This is a genomic window from Methylomonas rivi (genome assembly GCF_024505165.1).
GTDB classification, from domain to species: Bacteria; Pseudomonadota; Gammaproteobacteria; order Methylococcales; family Methylomonadaceae; genus Methylomonas; species Methylomonas rivi.
Map to the genome: position 1 here is coordinate 1 of NZ_JANIBK010000052.1, position 24,280 is coordinate 24,280.

Below are 24,280 nucleotides of genomic sequence, written 5' to 3' on the forward strand. Positions count from 1 at the left end.
GCCCGCCAGCGTGCCCAGCGAAACCACCCGCTCGTCGCGCAGCGCGCTCTCCCTGGCTTCCGCCAGGCTGCGCTCGCGTTCTTTCAGCGTTTTGGCCAGTGCGATGATAAAAAACGCCACCAGACCGGCGCTAAACACGAAGCCGAACCACATGCCGAACACATGCAGGTTGAAATAACGCCGGTCTTCCAATAACTGCATGCGCAAACTCATTTCCGGGGTCAGGTTGGTCATGCCGTGGTGGTCGGCATGCGGCGCCAGTGCCGGCAGGGGTATGTTATAGGCGATCAGCACCGTGTAGATGCAGGAGGTGATGATCACCATGTTCCAGGCGTAGGATTGCGGCAGCATGATGGCGGTGACGATCAGCGGCAATAAAAACACCCAGATAATCGGGTTGGACGCCCCGCCGGTCAGGTATAGCAAATAGGCCAATGCCAGCACGTCCATGCAGATTTGCGAAAAAATCTCGTGTTCGGTGACGGGTTCCGGGGTGCGCAAGCGCAGCCAGGTGTATAAATTGAGGATGGAAATTGCAAAAATGGCCAGCCAGAGCTGGTTCATCGGCAGTTCGATACCCAAGCCGTGTACCGCGATAAACACTGCAATCACCACGGCAAACAGCATCAGATTTCTGAGAATGTAGAGCCAGTTAAGGTTTTCGCGGATGGAGATTTCGGCTTTGGGCAGGATATGTGAAAGCATGATGAACCAGGGCTAAATAATCGCGGTTATGGTAACGCTGTTTGCGGTTCAGGTATAAACTTTCAACATAAAAAGTGGATTATAAGTTAGCTTCGGCTTGTCGGCCTTTGGGGAGAAAATCATGCCTACCTTGTTCAGTCCCAACAAAACCAGCGGGCGGTTATTGGTGGATTTTGCCGCCGACGCCTGGGGTAAAAGTTCGTCCGAGCCGCTGAAATTACGCTATTTGATGGTGTTCGATTTATTCATTAAAGCCCGCAGCTATGCCATTTTGAATAAAGTCTTTTTCTGGTTGGCCTTAGTCGCCGGTTTCGCATTGTTGGCCTGGCCGGTCATTGCCTTCAAGCTGGATAGTCTGGGCGTCGGCTACAGTGCCATGGTGCAGACCTCGGTAACCGGTTTGGCGGCCTTGCTGTTTGCCCTGTACGGCCATTATAAAAAACGCCAGACCCACGCCGAAAATCTGATGCGGCATGTGATTTTCAGCAGCGAAAGTTTGGAGCTATTGTTCGAAAAAGTGATGAAGGAAATGGAACGCATGGACCAGGGGTTCGTGTTTTCCGAAACGGTGGCCAAAAAAGCCGCCGCCCAAAGCGATGCGGAGCGGCCCGAAGGGTAGGTGGCGTAGTCCGCAAGCTTTCGCCATGCAGCCGCGGGGCGGTTTAATCGATCGCGTCGCCGAAAGCTTGTCATGCCGGCACCGCCAATTGCTCCGGATTGTGCCGCTACCGAGGAAGCCGGTAATCGCAATCGCGGGGATTTTACGAGGTTTTATGCGCTACCAGGTCATGTTCTCAAGACGTTAATGCAGTCCCATTTCAACCACTTCGGCCTGCAAATCCTCGAAGTCGTATTCGCTTAAGCCGATGTAGATCAATAAATCGTTTTTGACGCGCCCGAACTCATGGTCAACGGCGGCATTGCCTAACATCTTATGGGTTTTACAGGTGGTTTCCGCTAGCTTCAATATCGCCAGCAGGTTTTTTTCGGTTTGCTCGCAGGCGATTTTATCGGCAAAGATCGGCTCGACCTTATGGTGGTCGGCAATGGCTTGGGCGATATAAGCCGGCAATTTCCAGGCCTTGGCGACATAGTAGCCCACCACGGCGTGGTTGCTGGCTATCATTTCGTTTTCTATGTCGGTGATCAATTTAGCGGGTTCCGCGTAGGCGCGGGTAAGGACAGCGGGATAGTGCTCGAATTTATGCATCAGCAACGGAATGCCGCTGTTGTGGAATAAACCCAAGCTGTAGGCTTCGTCCGGCGAAGCCACGCCGGTCAATTTTGAGATAGCCGCGGCCGCCATGGCCACATCCTGGGCGTTGTCCCAAAACCGGGTTAATTCGGTAATCGCGTTATCCGACAGCGAATTGCGAATGGACAGAGAATTGACGATATTGATGACATTATTCAATCCCAGCAGATTCAAGGCTTGCCCGATCGATGTGACCTGATTGCGCAATTGAAAACAAGGGCTGTTGATGACCTTTAAAATAGAACCGGAAATACCGACATCCTTGGTGATGATTTTGGCAATGTCGGCGAAACCGGGCTCCGGCATAGCCATTTCCATATGCAAGTCCACCATGATTTGCGGTTGGGGTGGAATCGTGATGCCTTTCAAAAGCGTTTGGGCGGTTTCTTCCGGGATGATGGGTTTCATGGGTCGGTAAACGGTTTTGGAGTGGGTGGTCGGGTCGTTAACGCAAGGCTGTTAAGCAGGTCTCGGCCTGGATGGCAATTTCGAGTTCTTCCTGAGTATGAATGACCAATATTTTAACGGTTGAGGTGTCGGCATGGATAGCCGCGCAGGGCGGAGCGGGGGCCCGGTTTTGCCGAGGGTCGATAACGATGCCCAAAGCGGACAGCCCGTCGCAGCATTGTTGCCTTAACCGGGTGTCGTTCTCGCCGATCCCGCCGGTAAACACCACGGCATCTACCCGGCCCAGCACGGCAAAATAGGCGCCGATATATTTTTTGATGCGATAGGCATACATCGACAGGGCAAGGCTGGCGGATTGGTCGCCCGCATCCGCCAGGGCGTGAATGCCGCGCATATCGTTTTCCCCGCAAACGCCCTTGCAGCCGCTGTCTTTGTTCAGCAAGGTTTCGATGGCTTCTAAAGGCAGGCCGAGATTGCGGCTCAGATAAAAATGCAGGGCCGGGTCGATGTCGCCGCAACGGGTGCCCATCATCAAGCCTTCCAGCGGCGTCATCCCCATGGACGTATCGACGCTGCGGCCCTTTTCTATGGCGGTGGCGCTGGCGCCGTTGCCCAAATGCAAGGTAATCAGATTCAGTTCCCGCAAGGGTTGGCCCAGAAATTCGGCGGCCTGTTTGGCGACATAGCCGTGCGAAGTGCCGTGAAAGCCATAGCGGCGCACGCCTTGGTCGGTATAGAGAGAGGCCGGCAAAGGATAGCGGTAGGCATAATCGGGCAAACTTTGATGAAACGCGGTGTCGAAAACCGCGACTTGCGGCACATTACCCATCAGCCTGAGAGATTCTTCTATGCCCAGCAGATTGGCCGGGTTATGCAACGGGGCCAACGGGATCATGCCGGCGATTTGGTTTATGACTTCGGAGGTAATCAAGGCCGGTTGATGGAACAGTTCGCCGCCATGCACGACTCGGTGGCCGATGCAGGCCAAGTCGCCGTTGCCGACGGTGTCGCTGGCCGCCAAGCCGGAAAACAGGGTTTGCAGGGCTTGCTGATGGTTGGTCAGCCGCATTTCGACGCTTACCGGTTCGTCGTCCCGCAAACGATAGCGGTGCACCGCCATAGCTTCGCCGATGCGTTCCAGGATGCCGCTTAGCAACACCCGGCGGTCGCTCATGGCAAACAGGCTGTATTTGATGGATGAACTGCCGGCGTTGAGAACAAGGATTTTCATGCGGTTTCGATATGGGTATTGGATACGATTAATTGCATAACGCCAGGTGTTAACGGGGTTTTGATTTGCCGGGCGGCGGCGGGCTGTAGCGGTTGTCCAATACGCCGTCGATTTTATCGGCCAGGCTTTCCACGGCCTTGCGAACCAGTTGGACATTCGGTCCTTTGGATTCGGTAATGATGTTGCCGATTAACGTTCGATTCTCGACCCGAACCAAATGTCCCATCAAATAAGCAAACAAGAAACTGGGTTTGTGCAGGCGTCCGACCAATACGTAATCGGCGCCGAATTGTCGGCCTAGCTCGGCCGCCGCGTCGGCATGATCGAACAAATATCCCACGCCGCCGTCGGCGGATTGTTGCGCGGCTAGGGGAATGTCGACGATGGTGTAGCCGGCGGACGCCAGTTCGCCGGCCAATAAGGGCCGTATGGAGGCGGTACGTTGGATTTCGGCGGGTATGCCGGGGGCCAGGGTGAGATCCCTGAGCTCGAAATCCAAAATGGCGATGCGCGTTTCGGCCGGCGAATTTACGCTCGCCAGACTGAAAAGCAAGCCGATTAATACGCGTATTATCATGGGGTGCCGCTCTCCTGGGCCTGAATGGCGGTAATAATAACGGTGTTGACGATGTCGGGTACCGTGCAGCCCCGGCTCAAGTCGTTAACGGGTTTGTTGAGGCCTTGCAGAACCGGGCCCACCGCGATGGCGCCCGACGAGCGCTGCACGGCTTTGTAAGTGTTATTGCCGGTATTGAGGTCGGGAAAGATGAAAACGGTGGCCTGGCCGGCCACTTCGCTACCCGGCAGCTTGGTTTCGGCAACGCCGGAGTCGACGGCGGCATCGTATTGCATGGGGCCTTCCAGTTTTAAATCCGGACGCAGGGCGCGGGCGATTTTGACGGCTTCGCGTACCTTGTCGACCGCTTCGCCCTTGCCGGAATCGCCGGTAGAATAAGACAGCATGGCGACGTAGGGCTCTATATTGAACATTTTGGCGGTGTCGGCCGCGCTGATGGCGATGGCGGCCAATTCTTCCGCATTGGGGTTGGGGTTGACGGCGCAATCGCCATACACCAAAACCCGGTCTTCCATGCACATGAAAAATACGCTGGAAACGATGGCGGCGCCGGGTTTGGTTTTGATGATTTCGAAAGCAGGCCGAATGGTGTGCTGGGTCGAGTGCGCGGCGCCGGACACCATGCCGTTGGCGAAGCCCAGATGGATCATCAAGGTGCCGAAATAACTGACGTCGCCCATCAGGTCGTAAGCGGTGGCGTAGATGATGTTTTTATGCTTGCGGGCTTCGTAATAGGCTTGGGCGAATAGCGGACGCAGTTCGGAAGTCATCGGGTCGATGATGTCGACATCCGTCAGTTTCAAGGCCAAGGCCTGGATTTTTTGGCGAATTTCGGCTTCGTTGCCCAGCAAGGTGATTTTGACCACGTCGCGCAGCAATAAAATTTCCGCCGCCCTTAAAATGCGTTCTTCCGTACCTTCGGGCAACACGATGTGCTGTTTTTGAGCCTTGGCTCGCTGCAGCAAATCGTATTCGAACATCAGCGGGGTCATTTTATGGCTGGCTTTGGCGAGCAGACGCTGGCGCAGTTCGTTCATGTCGATATTGTTTTCCACCAGGCCCAGGGCCTTGGCGATTTTTCTGTCGTCCTGCGAATGCAGTCGGGCCGACACTTGGCTGACTTGCATGGCGGTGGTGAAGGTGTCCGTGTCCGCGCCCAATACCGGGAACGGTATCTCGCTTAACCCGTCCATTAAGGCTTGCACCTGCGGGCCGGGTTCCTGGTGGCCGGTCAGCAACAATCCGGAAATTTGCGGGTAATTGGTCGATTGGTACGTCAGCAGGCTGGCCAGTATGATGTCGGAACGGTCGCCCGGGGTAATAATCAAATCTCCCGCCTCGACATAATCCAGAAAATCCGGCACCAGCATGGCGGCGACTTTGTATTGGTAGACCTCCCGGCCCAGCGCGTTGTTATCGGAGGTAAACATTTTAGTGTTTAAGGCATGGGCGATATTGCCCATGGTGGGTTTTTCCAGGGACGGCTCGGCCGGGACAACGTACATCGGGTAGCCGCCGGCGTGGTTCAAGCCGGCGCGCAGCGTTTCGATCTGTTTGATCGGTACGCCGTTTATCACCACGGCCAACACCGCGTTATCGTGTTCGTGCAATTCGTGTTTCAGGCTGGACAGGTTGTTTAAAATCTGCAGGTTGTCCAGTCCGCTGCCCGGCATGACTGGCAGCATCAGGCAGTCCAGGTTATTGGCTACCTGGGCGTTGAAGTCGAATTCGAACATCGAATCGCCGTGCCGGTAATCCGAGCCGATGCACAGCACGTGTTCGCATTGGGCTTTTAAGGCGCGGTATTTGGCCAGGATGATTTTATGCAATTCGCCGTATTGCTCATTGGCCAATAATTCTCGGGCTTCGTGGCTTTTGCAGCCGTACATGGCCTCGTAAGGTAAATCCGGTTGATAGCGGTATAGGATGAATTGAATCAATTCGTCCTTTTTGTCGCCGGATTGGATGATGGGGCGAAAAAAGCCCACTTTACCCGCATGGCCGGCCAGCATTTCCATGATGGCCAGCATGATGACGGATTTGCCGCTATTTCTGTCGGTGCCGGTAATATAAATATTTTGCGATATTAACGGTTGCGATTCGGTCGCGGCGGTGGAGGTATTCATCGTCGGTGCTTGGTTGTGGTAGTGGTTTCGATTTTACTGTAATTTTGTTACGTCGAGAGGTTTATGGCTCGGAAGTAATTCTTTCGGCCGCAATTGATTTGAAGGAATAGGCATTCGGCGCTAAATTTGTGATGGGAAAATAATTTCCGAGAAATCGGCAAGGACTGCCGCAACGTCTATACTACAATCCGGTTGCAGGGATTTTTAGAAAACAGTAATGGCAAAATTTACCCTTTATTTTAAAGACAAACCTATTTATTCAGGCATTTACGATGCAGGAGTCGTCCATATCGGTCGCGATGACAGCAACGATATCGTGGTCGACAGTTTGGCGGTCGCGCCGGCCCATGCCGTGGCCGTCATCAAAGAGGGTAGCTGCGTCGTCAAACAACTGAACGAAAAATTTCCGCTGTTGATCAACAATCAAGCCACCAAGGAATGGAGCCTGCAAAATAACGATGTCGTCAACGTCGGTAAGCATTACATCGTTTATACCCTGACCGAGTCGTTTTTGGATGCCGAGCCCTTCACGCCGCCGTCTTTTTCCCAGGATGCCGATGTGCAAGCCCTTAACCGCAAGCTGGAACAAGCCGGCAAACCGCAGGAAGCCAATCTGCAAATCATGGACGGTCCGCATATCGGCCGCATATTGCCCCTCAAAAAAGCCATGACGCGTTTGGGGCACGAAGGCGCCGGCGTGGTGGTGATAGCCCGCCGCAAGGACGGTTATTACGTTTCGGCGCTGCAAGGCCATAGCGGTTTGGCGGTGAATAAGCAGCCGTTGGGCGATAACACCGTTTTACTGCAACATAATGATGTCATCGAGGTGGATAAAACCCCGATGCAATTTTTTCTGGAGTAAGGCCGGATGGCGGAAAGCGAGCGGGAAAAAAGACATTATCAGCGTATTTTATACAATGCCGAGGCGGTATTAAGCGATGGCGATAACCGGACGGTATGCAAGGTTATCGATATATCGCTGAAAGGTTGTTTGCTGGATTTCGAAAAACCTTGGCCGGGTAACCACCTGAATACCTATACCTTGAGGCTGGTTTTATCCGATGAGGTGTCGATTTCCATGATGTTGAAATTCAGCCATGGTTTCGGCAGCCAAATCGGCTTTAAATGCGAGCATATCGATATTGATAGCATTACCAACCTGCGGCGCTTGGTTGAACTTAACTTAGGCGACAGCGAAATGCTCGGCCGCGAATTGGATGCCTTATGCGGTATATCGCCAAAATAAGGCTATTTTAGATCGGTTCAACTTGGTCTTCAGTTATTCGATATTGGTTTTTTCCGTATTTACCGCTAAATTCCAGCCGCGCTTTTTATCCACCCATTTCATACTCAGCCAATACCAAAGGGTCATGGGTACCATCATCGCAAACCATTCCCAATCGTCGATTAAAAATAATTTGGCTATCCAAGGGTTTTCATAATAAATAACCCAGGGGATGCAGTAAATAGTAAACAATAAACTGCTCCAAATTAATATCAAAGCACCGCGCCGAGTCTCTATACTCGAAAACGCCAAAAAAACCCAAAGCGGCATGTTGGAATCTTTTTGCATATTTTTCCTTAAATTGGATGAATAAATATCGATTCGTCTGTCCCTCATAACCCTTGCCGGACTTAAGCGGGCTTCGGCTTGCGAACGGGTAACAAACTAAAGGTCGAAAAATTATACAGCATTTCGCTTGGCTGCCCATTGTCAAGGCGGGCGGGCCGCAAAGCCGCAAGCATTTTAAGGATAAAACGGAATTTCAAAACCTAAGCGTTTAAAGAGGGCTGGGAGTGCAAGTTAGCAGGTAGGGAGTCGGTGTAATAGCGCATCAAAAATCAGTCAAATAACACAGATTAATTAAAAAACGTTGAATTTAGTATATTAGGGAATAATTTAAAATTATGATTCCTAGTATTTTACTTGGTTTTGGCTCGATACCTGTAATAGAGACCCTGTTAACGCATCTATTGATTCATGAAAGTCGAGCGCCTTTCAAATCGATCGATGGTTTCGGTTAACGTGGCCACACCCGTCGCGAGGCGGGGTCGGAAAGTTACGGGTCTCATGCATGCGAGATAGCCGGACCGCCTCCTATTGGTGATGGGGAGGATCGAGGCGCTTGCTCTATATTAAGGGAAACGCCGAGAGCATTGCTGTTAAATATAATTTAAACAGTAAACAAGAGGATTTATTATGAAAAAAATTATCGCGTCTGTTGTGGTGTTGTTAGGGATGCTATTCGCCAGCCAAGCGAATGCGCACGTGGGGTACAGAAGTCTGGACGTCAATAACCCGTTTACCGATTCCGTCACCACCGATTTCGGCTGGTACGAAGGTACGCAACCCACCTTGGCCAACAGCCATGACTTGCGCTGGTTCAGCTTTAGCTTGGCACAATCGTCTTACGTCGATATCAGCGTAGCGGCAACCGGCGCCGGCAGCTTTTTCGCTAGCAGTAGAACCGTAACCGGCGGCACTGCAGCCAGTCCTTTCACTTCAGTGGGCGATCTGGACGTGGCGATTTCATTGTTCAGCGGCATGGTGCCCGCCAGCTCGGTTGAATCCGTAACCAATGTACCAGCCGTTGGGATACACCCAGGCGGCATAGGCGGCTTCGCGGTTACCGGCCAAGGCATCACCACCATCGGTACCAATGCCGGTCCGTTCGGCGCGGGTATCAACACCCTGACCAATACTAGCGGCGCGACCGGTAGCATCAGCTATTTGATGCACGCCAACGATTTTGGCAGCGGTTTGACCGAAGCCTTGAACCATGTTTTCCTGGCCGCCGGCCAATACACCCTGTTGGTGGGCGGTGCATCGCATCCGTTATTTGATGTAGACGGCATCACGCTGCTGAACGACGGCGCTTACGGCGTTGTGGCCAGCTTGTCGGTGCAACCGGTACCTGTCCCCGGCGCGGTATGGCTGTTCGGCAGCGCCATGGCCGGCCTGATCGGTTTCGGCCGCCGCAAAAGCCTTGCCGCATAACGGATTTCGAGTTTATGGAAACTCCCCGTATTGGGGGATTCCCGCCATCATTACGGATGGCCAGGGCGGGAAGCGGTAAAGGAAGCCCGTAGCAAGGATGCAAAATAATTACCCCCGGAACGCAAAGGACGCGTATCGGGGGTTTTTTTATGTTATTGCAGTGGTCTAAAACGAATATGTCTAAAAAACCCAATTCGCACACGCCGGCCATCGGCAAACTGGGCTTATTGCTTACCGTGGCTTGCAGCGGCGGTGCCGTAATGATTCTGGAGTTGCTCGGTACTCGGATTATTGCGCCGTATTATGGTGTCAGTCTGTATGTCTGGTCCTCGCTGATTGCGGTCACCATGATCGCCTTGGCGGTCGGTTACTATCTGGGCGGATTTTTGGCCGACCGTTACCCGCGCATCCGGCTGGCGCACATTTTTACCTTGGCTTCCCTGACCACGGTGTTGATTCCGTTTATCGGAGGTCCTGTCATGCAACTGACTAATCCCATGGGGATACGCGCCGGAGCGTTCGCCAGCGCCTTGCTGCTGTTCGGCGTGCCGTTGACCGCCCTGGCCATGGTCGGGCCGTTTGCGATTAAACTCGCCGCTCAGGATTTACGTGAGGTAGGTAGGGCGGTGGGTTCGGTATATGCCGTCAGCACGCTGGGTAGCGTGTTGGCAACCCTATTGCTCGGTTTTTATCTGCTGCCCTTGTTCGGTACCCGGTCCATCATTTTTTCCTTGAGTTTGTTGTTGTTTATCTGGGCAATGCCTTTAATGTGGCGGGATAAAGCCGGTTTTAACAAGCTATCGGCCGGTTTGCCGTTATGGTTTGCCGGTATTGCGGTCGGCTTGCTGAGCGCCAACGGTTATGCCACGCCGCATGCCGCCGGCAAGGGTTTTAAAGTGGTACACGAAGAGGAAAGCGTTTACGGTTGGGTGCGGGTGGTCGACGATCTGCATAACGGCCATCGCTTGCTGCTGTCCGATTCGTCGGTATTGAGTGCCGTCGAGCTTGAACGCGGCCGCAGCTTGCTGAGCTATCAAGCTGTTTTAGGCGGTTTGCCTTTATTCAGGCCGCGGGCAACCGATGCCTTGCTGATCGGCCTGGGGGGCGGTCATGTGGCTAGCGACCTTAAATCGAAAGGGCTGGCGACCGATACCATCGAAATCGACCCTGCCGTCGCCTCCGCCGCGCTGGACTATTTTCATTTCAAGCCCACCGGCGATTTTATCGTCGGCGACGCCCGTTATGAAATCACCCAATTGAAAAAGCAATACGATTTCATCATCCACGATTGCTTTACCGGCGGCTCCGAGCCTACCCATCTTTTGACCGTGGAAATGTTGCGAGAACTTAGCGGCTTGTTAAAAAAACAAGGCGTGCTGGCCTTGAATTATGTCGGCTTTACCCACGGAGAAGGCGCCGAGGCGGTAGCTTCCGTTTACAAGACGCTCAAAACCGTATTGCCGGAAGTCAGTGTTTATATCACTGAAAAAGCGGAATTTACCGACTTCATTTTTTTAGCCTCGCAAGAACCGATAGCGCTCGACCGCAACAACTCCGATCGGCGCGTACAATGGCTGCTGGATCACGCCTACGTCCTCGACGACCGGGACGGCATCGTGATTACCGACGATTTCAATCCGCTGGAAAGCATGCAGGTGCGTAAGTCGGAAGAATATCGCAAGCTGTTCATGCAGCGAATCGCGCCGGAGTTGCTGTTTCTCTGAGCGGCGGTTTTTATAAATCGCTTAACGCCGCCAGGGCTTCCTGAATGTTACTCACCGCATGAATCTCCAGGTTTTTGACCGGGTCCTTGGGTTTGTTGCTCTTTGGGATCACGGCGCGTTTAAAGCCGTGTTTGGCCGCTTCGTTGAGGCGGGCGTGGCCGTTGGCGACCGGGCGGATTTCCCCGTTCAGGCCCACTTCGCCGAAAAACACCGTATCGTAGGGAATGATACGGTCGCGCAGGCTGGACACCACGCCGACCATGATGGCCAAATCGGTACTGGTTTCCGATACCTTGATGCCGCCCACCACGTTGGCGTAGATCTCGTCGTTGCCGGTGAAGATGCCGCCGTGCCGCGACAGTACAGCCAACAACATGGCTAAGCGGTTTTGGTCTAATCCCACTGCCAGCCGGCGCGGATTGCCGTATTGGCTTTCGGTGACCAGCGCTTGAATTTCCACCAGCAAGGGCCTTGTGCCTTCCCACAATACGGTTACCACGCTGCCGGGCGACGGCTTTTCGGCCCGCGACAAAAACATCGCCGACGGATTTTTCACTTCCTTCAAACCGCTGCTTTCCATCGCAAAAAAACCCAGTTCGCCGACGCTGCCGAAACGGTTTTTGTCGGCGCGCAATACCCGAAAACGCGAATCGTCCGTGGAAGATAACACCACCTGGGCATCGACGATGTGGCTGAGCGTCATCGGCCCGGCCAGCGATTGGTCTTTGGTGACGTGGCCGACCATGAAAAACGACACGCCGCTGCGCTTGGCGTACTGGGTCAAATAGCTGGCCGATTCGCGCACCTGCGACACCGAGCCGGGCGCCGAATCAGAATCGGCGGTGTACATGACCTGAATCGAGTCGATGATGACTACTTTGGGCAGCTCCTCGTCCAGCACCTGACATATCTGCTGTACCGAGGTTTCCGCCAGCATTTTGATGCCGGCGGTTTTCAAACCCAGCCGCTGAGCGCGTTCGGCAATTTGCTGTAACGATTCCTCGCCGGATACATACAGCACCGGCAGCCGTTCTGCTATGTGGGCGATGGCTTGCAGCAGGATGGTGCTTTTCCCGGCCCCCGGCGCGCCGCCGATCAGCACCACGCTGCCGGTGACGATGCCGCCGCCCAGTACCCGGTCGAACTCGGTCAAGCCAGTCGAGATGCGTTCGGCCTGGGCCAGATTGACCTCGGAAAGCAAGCGCACTTCGCTGCGGGCGCCGGCATAGCCGCTATTATCCCGTGCCGCCGCTTTGCCGGCACCGAGTTTGATTTCTTTGATGGTGTTCCACTCGCCGCATTGATTGCATTGCCCGGACCAGCCGGCATAATCGGCGCCGCACGCGGTGCAGACGAAAGCGGATTTTGGTTTTTTAGCCATGGTTCGTTCGCATGGGGGTCATTGATTCAGCCATAAATGCTGAAAATCGTAGGACAGCTGCTTATGATGTTTGACCGCCAGCATGTAGACAGCATCGGTTAATAAATACAGCAGCAAATAATCTTCCAATAGATATTCGCGAATCTTAGGGTAGAGCGTGCTTAGCTTGTCAATGCGGATTTTGGCCTCGGCAGATTCAGCCTCATAACGGGCAAACGACCGCCCCATCTCGGGAAACGATTCGAGATTGGAGACGACCTGAGCGCTAAGGATTTCAAGCAAGCGGTCGTAGTTGGCCGGGAAGCCGGCTTCAAGCCAATAGTTTTCGATGCTGTCCAAGTTAGCAAGGAAATTATCGGTGAACCTCACCTGCATGGCTATAGGTCCGAAGGCGCGCGTTTTCGTTTGATTTCAGTGAGCGCTTGCCGCGCATCGTGATGACGGCCCGCCGCTACATCCGCCAAGCCGGCCTCAATTTCCTGCAGACACAACAAATGAATATGGGCGCGCTCCAGGCGGTGGTAATGATCCAGTCTGTCGGCGGCGATCAAGGCGGCTACCCCTTCGCCGTTTTTGGTGATGATTTTTTCCTTGCCGGCTTGAACCTCGCTGACCAAGCTGGATAAATGGGTTCGGGCTTCGGAAAAAGGCACGATGTCGCTGCTGGCAATGCTCATGGATGTCCCTCGGTTTGTACAAGATTTTGAGCTATATTAAGCTTGATATCGCCTTTTGCATAGCGGGAAATGCCCGTGTAGCTGCGATTTACCCAAAGGGCATAAAAGCGCAGCGTAATCGGAGGAATGAAGATTCAACATGCGTCCGATTACGCTAACGCTAATCTACAGTTCTATCTCGATCCCCAACGTATATCTGAGGGGCGCGACATTAGGAGCGTATAGTTAACGGTTTTTAGGCCAACGATTCGGATTTCTGGCATCATGCAACGCTGCCAGGATATGAACTAAATTGCCGCGTACCACGTAAAACAAGCCGAATGGAAAGCGCGGTAAAAGTGCGCGACGAACATCTGGAATTACTTCGGCATAGAGCAATGGGGCTTGCTCCAGCCGTTTTAACTGCAGTTCCATTGCGGCGATAAATTCTTCACCAAGACCGGGGCTCTGTGACTCGTACCATTCTCGAGCTTCGCCAATTTCACGTAATGCTCGTGCAGAAAATTTCAGGTCGTACGCCATGACCCATCTTTAAGACGCGATTTTACTTGGTCCCAAGAATAACCAGCTTCTGGATTTCTCTCAAACTCAATTAAGCGTAGTTCCAGTTCGGCTTTAAGTTCTGGCGAAACTTCCACCGCTTCAGGAACTGCAGCGACGCTGTCCCAAATAAGTTCGACAAGCTGAATGCGCTCCTGCACCGGAAGTTCCAGAATATCGGCAATAGAGATTGTGTTCATAACGGATACTGTATCCTTTTCGGTAAAAATCAAAAAGCTTATAAACGGCCCGACGATTTAAGTCCGTGTAGCTCCGATTAGCGCAGCGTAATCGGAGGAAGGAATATCTTAAACATGCGTCCGATTACGCTATCGCTAATCGGACCTACGGCCCTACGGCCCTGGGGAAAGCAATTCAGAAACCGCTTGGCCAGTGCAGGTAAACCCAATAAGCTGATTATCGGGGCCATGATGCGTAAGTTGATTCATGTTGCTTTCGGTGTCTTAAAATCCGCCAAGCCGTTCGATTCAGCTATTCATTTGGCTTGACTTGGATAACAGTATCTACGGCCCTGCGTGCAGTTGTTTGTTAGGCTTCCGTTACTTCCAGGATTACACTGGTTTGAATTTTCGGGTTCCAATACAACCCACCACCATATTTAAAGTGCTCCTTTATCGCACTCAGTGTTTCTGTATGAGACTCAAATATTGTGAATCGATAGTTTTTAACAACATCAGCCGATTTTGAGTCGGTTGTAACGATGACCGACATATTATATTCTCCAGCGTTCCAGCAGAAATGTTTCTCGAAAAAGTTAAAGGCAGGTTGAACGAGCTCATTGGGGTGCTCGTAAAATTCCTCTTGATTTCCTTCGCCTTTCATTTCTTTTTGGTGAGACCTAAAATCAGTAAGTAGGTCACCTTCAATTTTTTGATAAGCCTTCTCGTCGTCTCTACTGAAAAAATTTAGAAAGTTTGTAATATGCGCCCATTCGTCTTTAGGGTCCAAGGCAAAAGTAGTAAAGAGAACCGTATTCTGATCATTTTGATTTTGCAGGTAATTTTGTGCTGGTAAATTCACCAAATGCGTTCCATCTTTTGAGATTGATACCTTGATGTCTTTCACTCTGACTCTACGGCCTCCAATGTTATTAAGAATCAAATGTAATTGAAGATTTGGATTTCCAAGCTTATGCGTAATGGATATCTTTGAATAGAGCTCTAAGTCAATTTTGGCTCTTTTTAACATTACATGTATAGGAGGGACTTGAGATAGAACCAGCGCAGCAAATGCGATGACAACAGCCCAAAAAGACCAGTCCATATACAGTGGTGTTGCAACATTCTGCATTCAGTATCTCCGATATTTTGTTTAGCCTAAAGCCAAGTTAAGGGGCGCGTAGCGAATCGGAACGTCTCTTTGAGCCACGGGTTAGCCCGCGTAGCTCCGATTAGCGCAGCGTAATCGGAGGAACAAAGATTTAACACGCGTCCGATTACGCTATCGCTAATCGGACTACGGTTCTATTTTACCTTGCCAACTTTCGTGTCGTCATGCCTGCTCCACAATCTGCACCCGCTGCGTAATCCCGCACAGCAAGGTATACGGTATGGTATCCGCGTGGCGGGCGATCTCTTCGACCGGCAGGCCGTCGCCCCATAACGTGACCGGGTCGCCGGGTTGGGCGGCGGGCTGGCTGTTGAGGTCGACGGTGATCATGTCCATGGAAACCCGGCCGATCAGCGGCACACGCCGGCCGTTGACCAAAACCGGCGCGCCGGTTCGGGTATGGCGGTGATAGCCGTCGCCGTAACCGATCGATATTACGCCCAGCCGGGTGTCGGTTTGGCATTGCCAGGTGCCGCTGTAACCGACCGTTTCGCCGGCGGCGACGTTTTTGACCGCTATCAAGCGCGAATGCAGGCTCATCACCGGCCGCAAGCCGAAATCCGCGCCGGTTTTGCCGGCGAACGGCGAGCAGCCGTACAGCATCAGTCCCGGCCGGACCCAGTCGCTGACCACATTGGGCCAGCCTATGATGCCGGCCGAATTGGCGATGCTGCGCTGGCCGGGATAGCCTTGCACCGCATCGTTAAACAGATCGATTTGCCTGCGGGTTTTGTCGTCCAGCAAATCGTCGGCATTGGCGAAATGGGTAATCAGGTTGATCGGCTGTTTTACCAGCGGGCAATTCAGCAATTGCTGGTAGGCAGCATTGAAATCGGCGCCCTTGAAGCCCAGCCGGTTCATGCCGGTATCCATTTTCAGCCAGATCGATAAACCGGCATCGGCGGCAGGTTGCTGTTGCAGCAGGCTGATTTGTTGCGGGGTGTGAATCACGGCATCCAGCCGATGTTGCAGCATCAATTGCAATTCGTCGACGCAGACGAAGCCTTGCAGCACGGTAATGGGCTGAGTAAAGCCGGCCTTGCGCAAGCGCACGCCTTCATCGACGCGGGCCACCGCCAGTCCGTCGGCCTGCTCCAAGGCCTTGGCCACCCGGGTGATGCCGTGGCCGTAAGCGTTGGCCTTGATGACCGCCATGATTTTGTTATTGGGCGCGTAGCGTTTGGCCTGTGCCAGATTATGCCGTATTGCGTCCAGGTTCAGTAGTACAAAAGCTGGCGGTGTCATTCGTAATCCTCGCTGCCGGAATAAACCCCGGCGAAATTTTCGAAGCGGGTGTATTGGCCCAAAAAGGTCAGCCGCACGGTACCGAGCGGGCCGTTACGCTGCTTGCCGATGATGACTTCGGCGATGCCCTTGTCCGGGCTGTCTTCGTTGTAGACCTCGTCGCGGTAGACGAAGATGATCAAATCGGCGTCCTGCTCGATAGCGCCGGATTCGCGCAAGTCCGACATCACCGGGCGTTTGTTGGGGCGTTGTTCCAGGTTGCGGTTCAGCTGGGACAGGGCGATCACCGGCACATTCATTTCCTTGGCCAAGGCTTTCAGACCGCGGGAAATATCGGAAATCTGTTGTACCCGGTTATCGCCGCTGGAGGGCGATTGCATCAGCTGCAAGTAGTCCAGCACGATCAAGCCCAGCTGGCCGTGTTCGCGGGTCAGACGGCGGGCGCGGGAACGTACCTCTGTCGGTGTCAGTGCCGGGGTGTCGTCGATGAACAACTTGGTTTCGGCCAGTAGGTTGATGGCCGACGTCAGCCGCGGCCAGTCGTCGTCGTCCAGCTTTCCGGTGCGCACCTTGTGCTGGTCGATGCGGCCCAGCGACGACATCATCCGCATCGCCAGCGCCTCGCCCGGCATCTCCATACTGAACACCGCCACCGGCATGCCGCTTTTCAAGGCCACGTTTTCGGCCATGTTCATGGCGATGGTGGTTTTACCCATCGACGGCCTGCCGGCGACGATGATCAAATCGGCGGGCTGCAGGCCGGAGGTTTTTTCGTCCAGGTCGGTAAAGCCGGTGCTGGCGCCGGTGATGTCGCCGTCTTGCTCGTAGAGCATTTCGATTTTATCGACGGCCTTGGCCAGCAGGGATTTAATCGGCGTGAAGCCGCCCTGGCCGCGTTGACGCTGTTCGGCGATTTCGAATACCTTGCGTTCGGCGTTTTCCAATAAATCGGCGGTTTCCCGGCCTTCGGTGCTGAAGGCCGAATCGGAAATTTCGGTGCCGACATGGATCAGCTGCCGCAACACCGAGCGATCGCGAACGATGTTGGCATAGGCGACGATATTAGCCGCGCTGGGCGTGTCCTTGGCCAACATGCCCAAATAGGCCAGACCGCCCACGTCCTTGAGTTCGCCGGTGCTTTCCAGCACTTCTGACAAGGTCACCACGTCGAACGGATCCTGCTTTTCGGCCAGCTGGGCGATGGCGCGGAAGATCAGTTGATGGTCTCGGCGGTAAAAATCGGTTTCGACGACTTTATCGGCCACCGAATCCCAGGTTTGGTTGTCCAGCATCAGGCCGCCCAGCACCGACTGCTCGGCCTGGATGGAATGCGGCGGTACTTTCAGGGAATCTACGGCGTGGTCGGGGGCGAAATAATAGTCTTCGGACATCGGCGGCTTAATCAAAAGCGGTGGTTAATGGCAAGCTGGCAATTATAACGCATCGGGCCGGCGGATTTATGGCCGCGCGTTAGTCGCCTCGAGCCAACGCGTAATAATCGTCGGCATGTTCAGCCAGTTTGTCGACCACGCCGGCATCCAATTCTCCAGCACTTACCCGCCGCCGCAAATCGTCCAGTATGTCATGTAACGCCATGCTTTCGCGGTAGGGGCGGGTTTGCGCCAGGGCCTGAAAAATATCCGCCACGCTGATGATGCGGCATTCCAAATCCAGCGCTTCGCTACCGGATTTGAAAGGGTAGCCTTCGCCGCGCAGGTTTTCGTGGTGAAAACCGGCCCAGACCGGAATTTTGCTGTCGGCAAATACCCGCTGCAGGATGCGGTAGGTATCGTAACTGTGACGTTGCATGCTGGCGCGTTCAGCGGCGGTCAATAGGCCGGGTTTATCGATAATGTCTTCCGAGACTCGCAATTTGCCGATGTCGTGCAGCAAGCCGGCGATTTCGACTTGTTCCAGTTCCTGGCCGTCAATCCCGAAATCCGCCGCCAATTGCCGGGCGATTAAGGCTACCCGTTCCGAGTGCTGTTCCGTATAGGGGCTTTTGGCGTCCACCACTCTGGAAAATAACCTGGCCAGTTCGCGCTGTGCGGTATAGCCTAGCGCCACGTGAGCGATATTTTTGCCCAGGCTGCGTAAGTCTTCATCCAGATAGTCCGGATCCATCGCCAGCCAGAAGGCTTGACTGTCGGCGACCCGGGCGAAGGCGTCCAGCAGTTCCGGCGCGAACAGGCTGCCGGATAAGCCTTGCAGGCGCGCCACGATACCGGGGGCGGCGGTCAAAATTTGTTCGCTGTTTAAATAAGGCACTTGCAGCACGTCGATGCGGTCGGCCAGAAACAGCAAATTGGCGCGCAGGCGGCTATGCGGATCCAGCGGTAAAAGCAGCAAGGTTTCCCAGCGGGTATGGTGATAGCGAACTTCCGGCGCCAGATGCGCCAACAACGGACAAGCGGACAAATAGTCGGCGCCGCGTTCCGCGTGCGCTTCCGCGCCGGACCATTCCAACGTCTCCGTCAGTTGGCGGTGTTCGCGGATTTGGGCCACCCCGCAATCGTGCAACATGCCGGCATGCAGAATGCCGATTTTTTCGGATTCCGGCCAGTTCAGTTCGCCGGCAATATGGTAGGCCATCATCGCCACGCGTTTGCCGTGCCTGATTTCGTCTATGCCCACCAGATCCAGCGAACAGCTCAAGGCGGTGATGGTGCTATGTAAGTCGATGTCTTGATGGAGCATAACGGTTTTTCCGTTGGGTTAAAAAATCTGTGGCCGGTGCAAGGCCGCCTGCAATGCGGAGCAGCCGTGTTGTTAGAGTTTAGCCTAATACAATGCCGAGTCGGGTTTAATGTCGAAAGCCACGCAGACTCTTTCCCGGTCCGATTGAAATGGAATGGTGCGGTGGAACAGCGAGGAGGGGAACAGTACCAAGTCGCCGACGGCCTGATCCACGATACGGCTGGGAAACTCGTCGTGCAGACGCGGGTAATCGTCGCCGTCGGTGCCGTACTCGAAACTGCCTTCGTGTCCGCCGCATTTATCGGGTAATTGCAGATATACGCAACCGCTGATCCAGCCTTCTTCGTGGATATGCGAAGTCAAATAACCGCCTTGTTGCATGCGCAAATACCAGGAGCTGGCAAATTCCAGCTGCTTGGGAAACAAACGAATCAAGCCGTCCTGGCTGCCGGCAAACTGTTTTTGGTAGGCTTTGACCTTGGCGCGTATCAAGGCAGCCAGTTTTTGAAACGACGGCTCGGCCCGCTGCAGCAGGTTGCCGGCGGACTGCTTGCCGTAATACAAACGGCCTTGCTTGCGTTCGGCGATGGCCAGATGGGTGATGTCGTGCAGCAGCTGATTCAGCAGTGGGCTGTCGGGCACGGCGAGTTCGTCTATACGGGTGTGCTGTACGAAATCCATCGGATTTTTGCAAAAACGATAATCGTTTTCCCGCCGAAAATTGATGGCGTAATGGGTGGACAGCGTACCCAACAAAATGGAGCGGTGCGGGGCGATTTTTGCCAGTTCATCCAAGCGCTGTTTAAAGGCATCGAACTGCCCGGTTTTATACAGGCATTGCAATACCCGCTCCTGGGAATCGGCGAAATCGGAGGCGGCAAAGTAGGGCACGGCTTGCTCGAGTTGGCCGCCCAGGCAATAGCATTCGCCCAGGTTGTAATTGGCGCGGGCATGTTGGGGTTGCGCCTCTAAGGCTTGCCGGTAACTGCGCACCGCTGCATCCATGTCGCCCTGGTCGCGGTAAATTTCGCCGATATCGTTCCAGGCATCCGCAAATTGCGGATCCAGGCGCAGGGCCTCCTCGAATGCCCGTTTGGCCGCCGCGTGCTCGCCTTGTCCGTACAGCGTAGTGCCCAGATTAAAATGCCCCCTGGCGTCGTTATTCAATGCCAAGGCTTTGCGGTAGCACTGCTCGGCGGCTTGCAGGTCGCCGCGCAGTTGTAATACCGTGCCCCAATTGGCCCAGGCTTCGAAAAAGCCCGGTTGTTGTTGCACGGCCTGTTGGTAATGCTTGGCGGCTTCCGGCAGCTGGTTTTGCTGTTGCAACAAAGCACCCAGATTAAAATGCGCCACGCAGAAATCGGGCTTCAACTGCAAGGCCTTGCGGTAACCGGCCATGGCGGCCTTGGCATCGTTCAATTGGGTATAAATCGCCGCCAGATTGAAGTGCAACTCGGCAATGTTCGGATCTAAAACCAGTATTTTACGAAAGGTGGCGGCGGCTTCGCGCAATTTGCCTTGGCCTTGCTGGCACATAGCCAACAGGTTCAACACCGCCGCCGATTTGGGGTGGCGCGCGGACAAGGCCAGGGCCCGATGTTCCGCCGCCGCTATTTGGCCGGTTTGGTATAGATGATGTAGGGCCTGCAATTCGCCGGGTTGGGGGTGTTTGGGTAATGGCTTCATTGTATCGGTTGGCAACAAACGGACGATAGGGTTTCAGCATAACGTAAGCTGTTTTAAACGCCAAGCGGCTATTGCCCGGACCGGTTTACACAGGCAGGCATAGACCCGCGCCTGTCCGGCAGGGCACAATACGCGCTAATTGTTATTCGTCGGTTGATACATGCTCGCTACTCTGATTCGTTTTTCCATCCGCTATTCCGGCGTTGTTGTCGCCTTGGCTGTATTGCTGATGGCCTACGGCGCTTACCGCTTTATGAACGCGGGACTGGATATTTTTCCGGAATTCGCCCCCAAGCGGGTGATTATTCAAACCGAAGCGCCGGGCTTGGCGGCCGAGCAGGTGGAAGTGCTGGTGACGCAACCCATAGAAACAGCCATTCGTCCCTTGATCGGCCTGGAAAGCTTGCGTTCGGAGTCGATACAGGGCTTGTCCATCATCACCGCCACCTTTGCCGAAGACAGCGATATTTACCGCAACCGCCAGTTGGTGGCCGAACGCATGTCCAGTCTGGGCCAGAAACTGCCGGCCGGTATCGGCATTCCGGTGGCGGTGCCGCTATCGTCCTCCTCGTCGACCGTGCTGACCATAGGCTTGAGTTCCGACACTAAATCGCTGATGGAATTGCGTAGCCTGGTGGACTGGACCTTGGCGCCGCGCTTGCTGGCCGTGCCCGGCGTCGCCGATGTGAATGTGTTTGGCGGCGACGTGCGGCAATTGCAGGTACAGGTCAAACCGGAGGCCTTGCAGCGCTTTAACTTGACCCTGGACGAGGTGGTGGCCGCGGCGGTCGGCGCTACCCAAATCAGCGGCGCCGGCTTTATCGAAAACGACAACCAGCGCTTTACCTTGCAAGTCAGCGGCCAGCCCGCCAGCCCCGAGCAATTCAAGCGTCTGGTGGTCAAGCGCCAAGACGGCGTCGGCATTACCTTGGCCGACGTGGCCGATATTCGCTATGCCGCCGAACCGCCGATCAGCGCCGCCCAAATCATGGGCAAACCCGGCGTGGTGCTGATGGTGATCGGCCAGTTCGACGCCAACACCTTGTCGGTATCGCGGCGGGTGGAAAGCGTGCTGGCAGGGTTTGGACCGTTGTTCAAACAGCAAGGAGTGGATTTTTACTCGCACCTGTTTCGGCCGGCCGATTACATCGAAACCTCGGTACACAATCTGGCCGGCCATCTGCTGTTCGGCGGCTTGTTCGTGGTCGCGGTTTTGTACCTGTTTTTATTCAATTTCCGCAGCGCGTTTATCGCCGCGCTGGCGATCCCATTATCCTTGATGTCGGCGGTGATCGTGCTGCTGGAAATGGGCGTCAATCTGAATATCATGGTGCTGGGCGGTCTGGCGATTGCCTTGGGCGAAGTGGTGGACGACGCCATTATCGATACCGAAAATATCTTTCGCCGTTTGCGGGAAAATCGGCTTAAGTCTCGGCCGGACAGCGTGGCCGCCGTGATTCAACAGGCTTCCCTGGAAGTGCGCGGCTCGGTGGTCTACGCCAGCTTTATCGTCGCCTTGGTGTTTGTGCCGCTGTTGACCTTGGACGGCGTGGCCGGACGTTTGTTTTCCCCGCTGGGCCATGCCTATATCCTGGCGATTATGATGTCCCTGGCTGTCGCGTTGACGCTGATCCCGGCCTTGTGCCATTTGTTGCTGAATCACAATTTGCCCAAGGAAACCGATCCGCCGCTGATCAAACGGCTGAAGCCGCTGTATGCCGGTCTATTGCAATGGGTGATGCGGCATTTCAAGGCGGTTGCCTTGAGCTGTTTGGCGCTTTTTCTGCTGGGGGTATTGGCCTTTTTAGGCCTGGAACACAAGTTTCTGCCCGAGCTGCGCGAAGGCCATTTCATCGTGCATACCGCCAGCGTGCCGGGTACATCCCTGACCGAGTCGATCCGGGTCGGCGGTTTGCTGACCGAACGCTTTCTGGCGGTCGAGGGGGTGGAATCGGTGTCGCAATGGGCGGGCAGGGCGGAGCGGGGCGCGGACACCTACGGCAGTCATTACAGCGAATACGAAGTCCGGCTCAAGCCGTTGTCCGGCGCCGAACAACAACGGGTATTGGAGGGTGTGCGGCATATTCTGGACGCTTTCCCCGGCATACATTACGAAGCCAACACCTTTTTGACCGAACGGGTGGACGAAACCATTTCCGGCTACACGGCGCCGGTGGTGGTGAACATTTACGGCAACGACCTGGCCGCGTTGGACAACAAAGCCCGGGCCGCCGCAAAAATCATCGAAACCATCCCCGGCGCGGTCGATGTGCAAATGCGCTCGCCGCCGGCCACCGCCATGCTGGATGTGCGATTGAATCTGGACCGGCTGCAATTTCGCGGCATCAGCCCGGCGCAGGTCATGGCCGCGCTGGAAACCGCATACGAAGGGCGCATCGTCGGTAAACATATCCAGGGCAACCGGATTTTCAACGTGGCCGTGACCTTGCCGCCCGAGTTAAAAACTCGCGCGGAATCCTTGCGGCACATCGCCCTAAAAAACGCCGATGGCGAACGGGTGTTATTGGAGCAAGTGGCGGATATTCGCCACGGCGAAGGCCGTTACAACATACTGCATCAAGGTGCGTTGCGGGCACAGACCGTCACCTGCAATGTCGAAGACCGCGACATGGACGACTTTATGCGGGAACTAAAACAGCGCTTATCCACAGAGATGGAATGGACCGGCGACAGTTACCCGGAATTTATCGGCGCGGCACTGGAGCAGGCCAAGGCCCGTCAAGCCTTGATCATGCAATCGCTGCTGGCCGGGGCCGGGGTTCTGGTGCTGATTTATATCGCGTTGGGTAGCTTGCGGCACACGGTTCTGACCTTGCTGAATCTACCGTTTGCGCTGTTGGGCGGCGTATTGGCGGTGGTATTGACCGACGCCGCCTTGTCGGTAGGCTCGTTTGTCGGTTTTGTGACCCTGTTCGGCATCACCGCGCGCAACTGCATCATGCTGATTTCGCATTACAGGCATTTGATCGAGCATGAAGGCCAGAGCTGGACGGCCGCGACAGCGTTGCGCGGCGCACAGGAACGGTTGCCGTCCATTCTGATGACCGCGCTGGTGACGGCCTTGGCCATGCTGCCGGTGGCCTTCGACAGCGATAATCCGGGCCGGGAAATCATGGGGCCGATGGCGGCCATCATTATCGGCGGCTTGGTGTCGTCGACGCTGTTGAATCTGCTATTGCTGCCGGCGATCTTGCTGAAGTACGGGCGGTTCGAAAAACAGATCAACTCCTGGGACGAGGCATGAAGCGTCTCGATTATTCACGTAAGCCGCTTCGATTGCCGGCATAAATGTTAAAATGCACTGCTAATCGCCGGTAAGGCCTTGTTATACGTTCATCTTTTGACTTCTCACTGACTCGAAAACACTATGAAATTAGAAAAATCCTCCCGTTTTTCCGCTTGTTCCGGCCCCGTCGTCACCATCGTGCTGGACGGCGTCGGCATTTCGCCGCGCGAAGACGGCGATGCGGTCAAGACCGCGCGTACACCGATGTTGGACAGTTTGATGGCAAATTACCCGATGACCAAATTGCTGGCGCACGGCAAGGCCGTCGGCATGCCCAGCGACGACGACATGGGCAACAGCGAGGTCGGCCATAACGCCATGGGCGCGGGCCGTGTGTTCGCCCAAGGCGCCAAACTGGTGGCGGAATCGATTG

General features: G+C 54.7%; 21 protein-coding genes, 3 pseudogenes and 1 riboswitch. Of the genes and pseudogenes, 8 read left to right on the forward strand and 16 right to left on the reverse strand.

The features are described 5' to 3' along the window. Nucleotides 1-705 (reverse strand): annotated as a pseudogene (locus tag NP596_RS11175) (ATP-binding protein); the annotation flags it as partial. 121 nt (nucleotides 706-826) lie between these two features. Between NP596_RS11175 and NP596_RS11180 the strand changes: the two are divergent. After that, nucleotides 827-1,324, forward strand: a complete 498-nt coding sequence (locus NP596_RS11180) for a hypothetical protein (protein ID WP_256615437.1) — start codon at nucleotides 827-829, stop codon at nucleotides 1,322-1,324. A 183-nt stretch (nucleotides 1,325-1,507) separates the two neighbouring features. Here the strand turns inward: NP596_RS11180 and NP596_RS11185 are convergent, their stop codons facing one another. Genes NP596_RS11185 through pta form a run of 4 tightly spaced genes read right to left on the reverse strand, consistent with a single transcriptional unit; the run spans nucleotide 1,508 to nucleotide 6,302 of the window. Next, nucleotides 1,508-2,368 (reverse strand): HDOD domain-containing protein, encoded by an 861-nt coding sequence (locus tag NP596_RS11185; protein WP_256615438.1) that lies wholly within the window; start codon nucleotides 2,366-2,368, stop codon nucleotides 1,508-1,510. Nucleotides 2,369-2,405: 37 nt separating this feature from the next. Then, nucleotides 2,406-3,599, reverse strand: coding sequence for an acetate/propionate family kinase (locus NP596_RS11190; RefSeq protein WP_256615439.1), 1,194 nt, complete (start codon nucleotides 3,597-3,599; stop codon nucleotides 2,406-2,408). 49 nt (nucleotides 3,600-3,648) lie between these two features. Continuing rightward, entirely contained in the window at nucleotides 3,649-4,176 is a 528-nt protein-coding gene (locus NP596_RS11195; RefSeq protein WP_256615441.1) for a DUF2380 domain-containing protein, read from the reverse strand. Next, nucleotides 4,173-6,302 (reverse strand): phosphate acetyltransferase, encoded by a 2,130-nt coding sequence (gene pta, locus NP596_RS11200; protein WP_256615442.1) that lies wholly within the window; start codon nucleotides 6,300-6,302, stop codon nucleotides 4,173-4,175. The genes NP596_RS11195 and pta overlap by 4 nt, the downstream gene beginning before the upstream one ends. 217 nt (nucleotides 6,303-6,519) lie before the next feature. Between pta and NP596_RS11205 the strand changes: the two genes are divergently transcribed. Next, entirely contained in the window at nucleotides 6,520-7,164 is a 645-nt protein-coding gene (locus NP596_RS11205; RefSeq protein ID WP_256615443.1) for an FHA domain-containing protein, read from the forward strand. Between the two features lie 6 nt (nucleotides 7,165-7,170). Beyond that, a complete protein-coding gene (locus NP596_RS11210; protein ID WP_256615444.1) occupies nucleotides 7,171-7,548 on the forward strand; it encodes a PilZ domain-containing protein in 378 nt (125 codons plus the stop codon). Between the two features lie 33 nt (nucleotides 7,549-7,581). Here the strand turns inward: NP596_RS11210 and NP596_RS11215 are convergent, their stop codons facing one another. Continuing rightward, on the reverse strand, nucleotides 7,582-7,875 hold the full coding sequence (locus NP596_RS11215) for a hypothetical protein (protein WP_256615445.1): 294 nt from the start codon (nucleotides 7,873-7,875) through the stop codon (nucleotides 7,582-7,584). A gap of 446 nt (nucleotides 7,876-8,321) precedes the next feature. Then, nucleotides 8,322-8,401, forward strand: a riboswitch (cyclic di-GMP riboswitch). Nucleotides 8,402-8,502: 101 nt separating this feature from the next. Here NP596_RS11215 and NP596_RS11220 point away from each other — a divergent pair. Continuing rightward, complete coding sequence (locus NP596_RS11220) at nucleotides 8,503-9,300, forward strand: peptidase M10 (protein WP_256615446.1); 798 nt, start codon at nucleotides 8,503-8,505, stop codon at nucleotides 9,298-9,300. A 176-nt stretch (nucleotides 9,301-9,476) separates the two neighbouring features. After that, nucleotides 9,477-11,024, forward strand: coding sequence for a fused MFS/spermidine synthase (locus tag NP596_RS11225; RefSeq protein ID WP_256615447.1), 1,548 nt, complete (start codon nucleotides 9,477-9,479; stop codon nucleotides 11,022-11,024). Nucleotides 11,025-11,034: 10 nt separating this feature from the next. Here NP596_RS11225 and radA read toward each other — a convergent pair whose 3' ends face one another. The 5 genes from radA to NP596_RS11250 form a co-directional block, all read right to left on the reverse strand. Beyond that, the gene (gene radA / locus NP596_RS11230; protein WP_256615448.1) at nucleotides 11,035-12,405 is read right to left on the reverse strand and encodes a DNA repair protein RadA; all 1,371 of its coding nucleotides are present in this window, start codon (nucleotides 12,403-12,405) and stop codon (nucleotides 11,035-11,037) included. An 18-nt stretch (nucleotides 12,406-12,423) separates the two neighbouring features. After that, entirely contained in the window at nucleotides 12,424-12,780 is a 357-nt protein-coding gene (locus NP596_RS11235) for a type II toxin-antitoxin system RelE/ParE family toxin (protein WP_256615449.1), read from the reverse strand. A gap of 2 nt (nucleotides 12,781-12,782) precedes the next feature. After that, nucleotides 12,783-13,082, reverse strand: coding sequence for a type II toxin-antitoxin system Phd/YefM family antitoxin (locus NP596_RS11240; protein ID WP_256615450.1), 300 nt, complete (start codon nucleotides 13,080-13,082; stop codon nucleotides 12,783-12,785). Between the two features lie 225 nt (nucleotides 13,083-13,307). Continuing rightward, nucleotides 13,308-13,604 carry a type II toxin-antitoxin system RelE/ParE family toxin gene (locus NP596_RS11245; RefSeq protein ID WP_256615451.1) on the reverse strand — a complete coding sequence of 99 codons (297 nt, stop codon included), beginning with the start codon at nucleotides 13,602-13,604 and terminating at the stop codon, nucleotides 13,308-13,310. Then, a complete protein-coding gene (locus tag NP596_RS11250; RefSeq protein ID WP_256615452.1) occupies nucleotides 13,589-13,822 on the reverse strand; it encodes an addiction module protein in 234 nt (77 codons plus the stop codon). Before NP596_RS11250 ends, NP596_RS11245 begins: the two co-directional genes overlap by 16 nt. 162 nt (nucleotides 13,823-13,984) lie before the next feature. Here NP596_RS11250 and NP596_RS11255 point away from each other — a divergent pair. Beyond that, nucleotides 13,985-14,131, forward strand: a pseudogene (locus NP596_RS11255) (IS110 family transposase); the annotation flags it as partial. A gap of 40 nt (nucleotides 14,132-14,171) precedes the next feature. Here NP596_RS11255 and NP596_RS11260 read toward each other — a convergent pair. From NP596_RS11260 to NP596_RS11280, 5 genes are all read right to left on the reverse strand, one after another. Further along, nucleotides 14,172-14,933 (reverse strand): hypothetical protein, encoded by a 762-nt coding sequence (locus NP596_RS11260; RefSeq protein WP_256615453.1) that lies wholly within the window; start codon nucleotides 14,931-14,933, stop codon nucleotides 14,172-14,174. Between the two features lie 201 nt (nucleotides 14,934-15,134). Continuing rightward, on the reverse strand, nucleotides 15,135-16,217 hold the full coding sequence (gene alr, locus NP596_RS11265) for an alanine racemase (RefSeq protein WP_256615454.1): 1,083 nt from the start codon (nucleotides 16,215-16,217) through the stop codon (nucleotides 15,135-15,137). Next, complete coding sequence (dnaB, locus tag NP596_RS11270) at nucleotides 16,214-17,608, reverse strand: replicative DNA helicase (RefSeq protein ID WP_256615455.1); 1,395 nt, start codon at nucleotides 17,606-17,608, stop codon at nucleotides 16,214-16,216. The genes alr and dnaB overlap by 4 nt, the downstream gene beginning before the upstream one ends. 79 nt (nucleotides 17,609-17,687) lie before the next feature. Then, nucleotides 17,688-18,914: an HD-GYP domain-containing protein gene (locus NP596_RS11275; RefSeq protein ID WP_256615456.1), complete on the reverse strand. Its 1,227-nt coding sequence runs from the start codon at nucleotides 18,912-18,914 to the stop codon at nucleotides 17,688-17,690. Nucleotides 18,915-18,998: 84 nt separating this feature from the next. Further along, the gene (locus tag NP596_RS11280; RefSeq protein ID WP_256615457.1) at nucleotides 18,999-20,600 is read right to left on the reverse strand and encodes a tetratricopeptide repeat protein; all 1,602 of its coding nucleotides are present in this window, start codon (nucleotides 20,598-20,600) and stop codon (nucleotides 18,999-19,001) included. 160 nt (nucleotides 20,601-20,760) lie between these two features. Between NP596_RS11280 and NP596_RS11285 the strand changes: the two genes are divergently transcribed. Together NP596_RS11285 and NP596_RS11290 are read left to right on the forward strand one after the other, a co-directional pair. After that, nucleotides 20,761-23,865, forward strand: coding sequence for an efflux RND transporter permease subunit (locus NP596_RS11285; protein WP_256615458.1), 3,105 nt, complete (start codon nucleotides 20,761-20,763; stop codon nucleotides 23,863-23,865). Nucleotides 23,866-23,988: 123 nt separating this feature from the next. Next, nucleotides 23,989-24,280: pseudogene (locus NP596_RS11290) on the forward strand (2,3-bisphosphoglycerate-independent phosphoglycerate mutase); the annotation flags it as partial.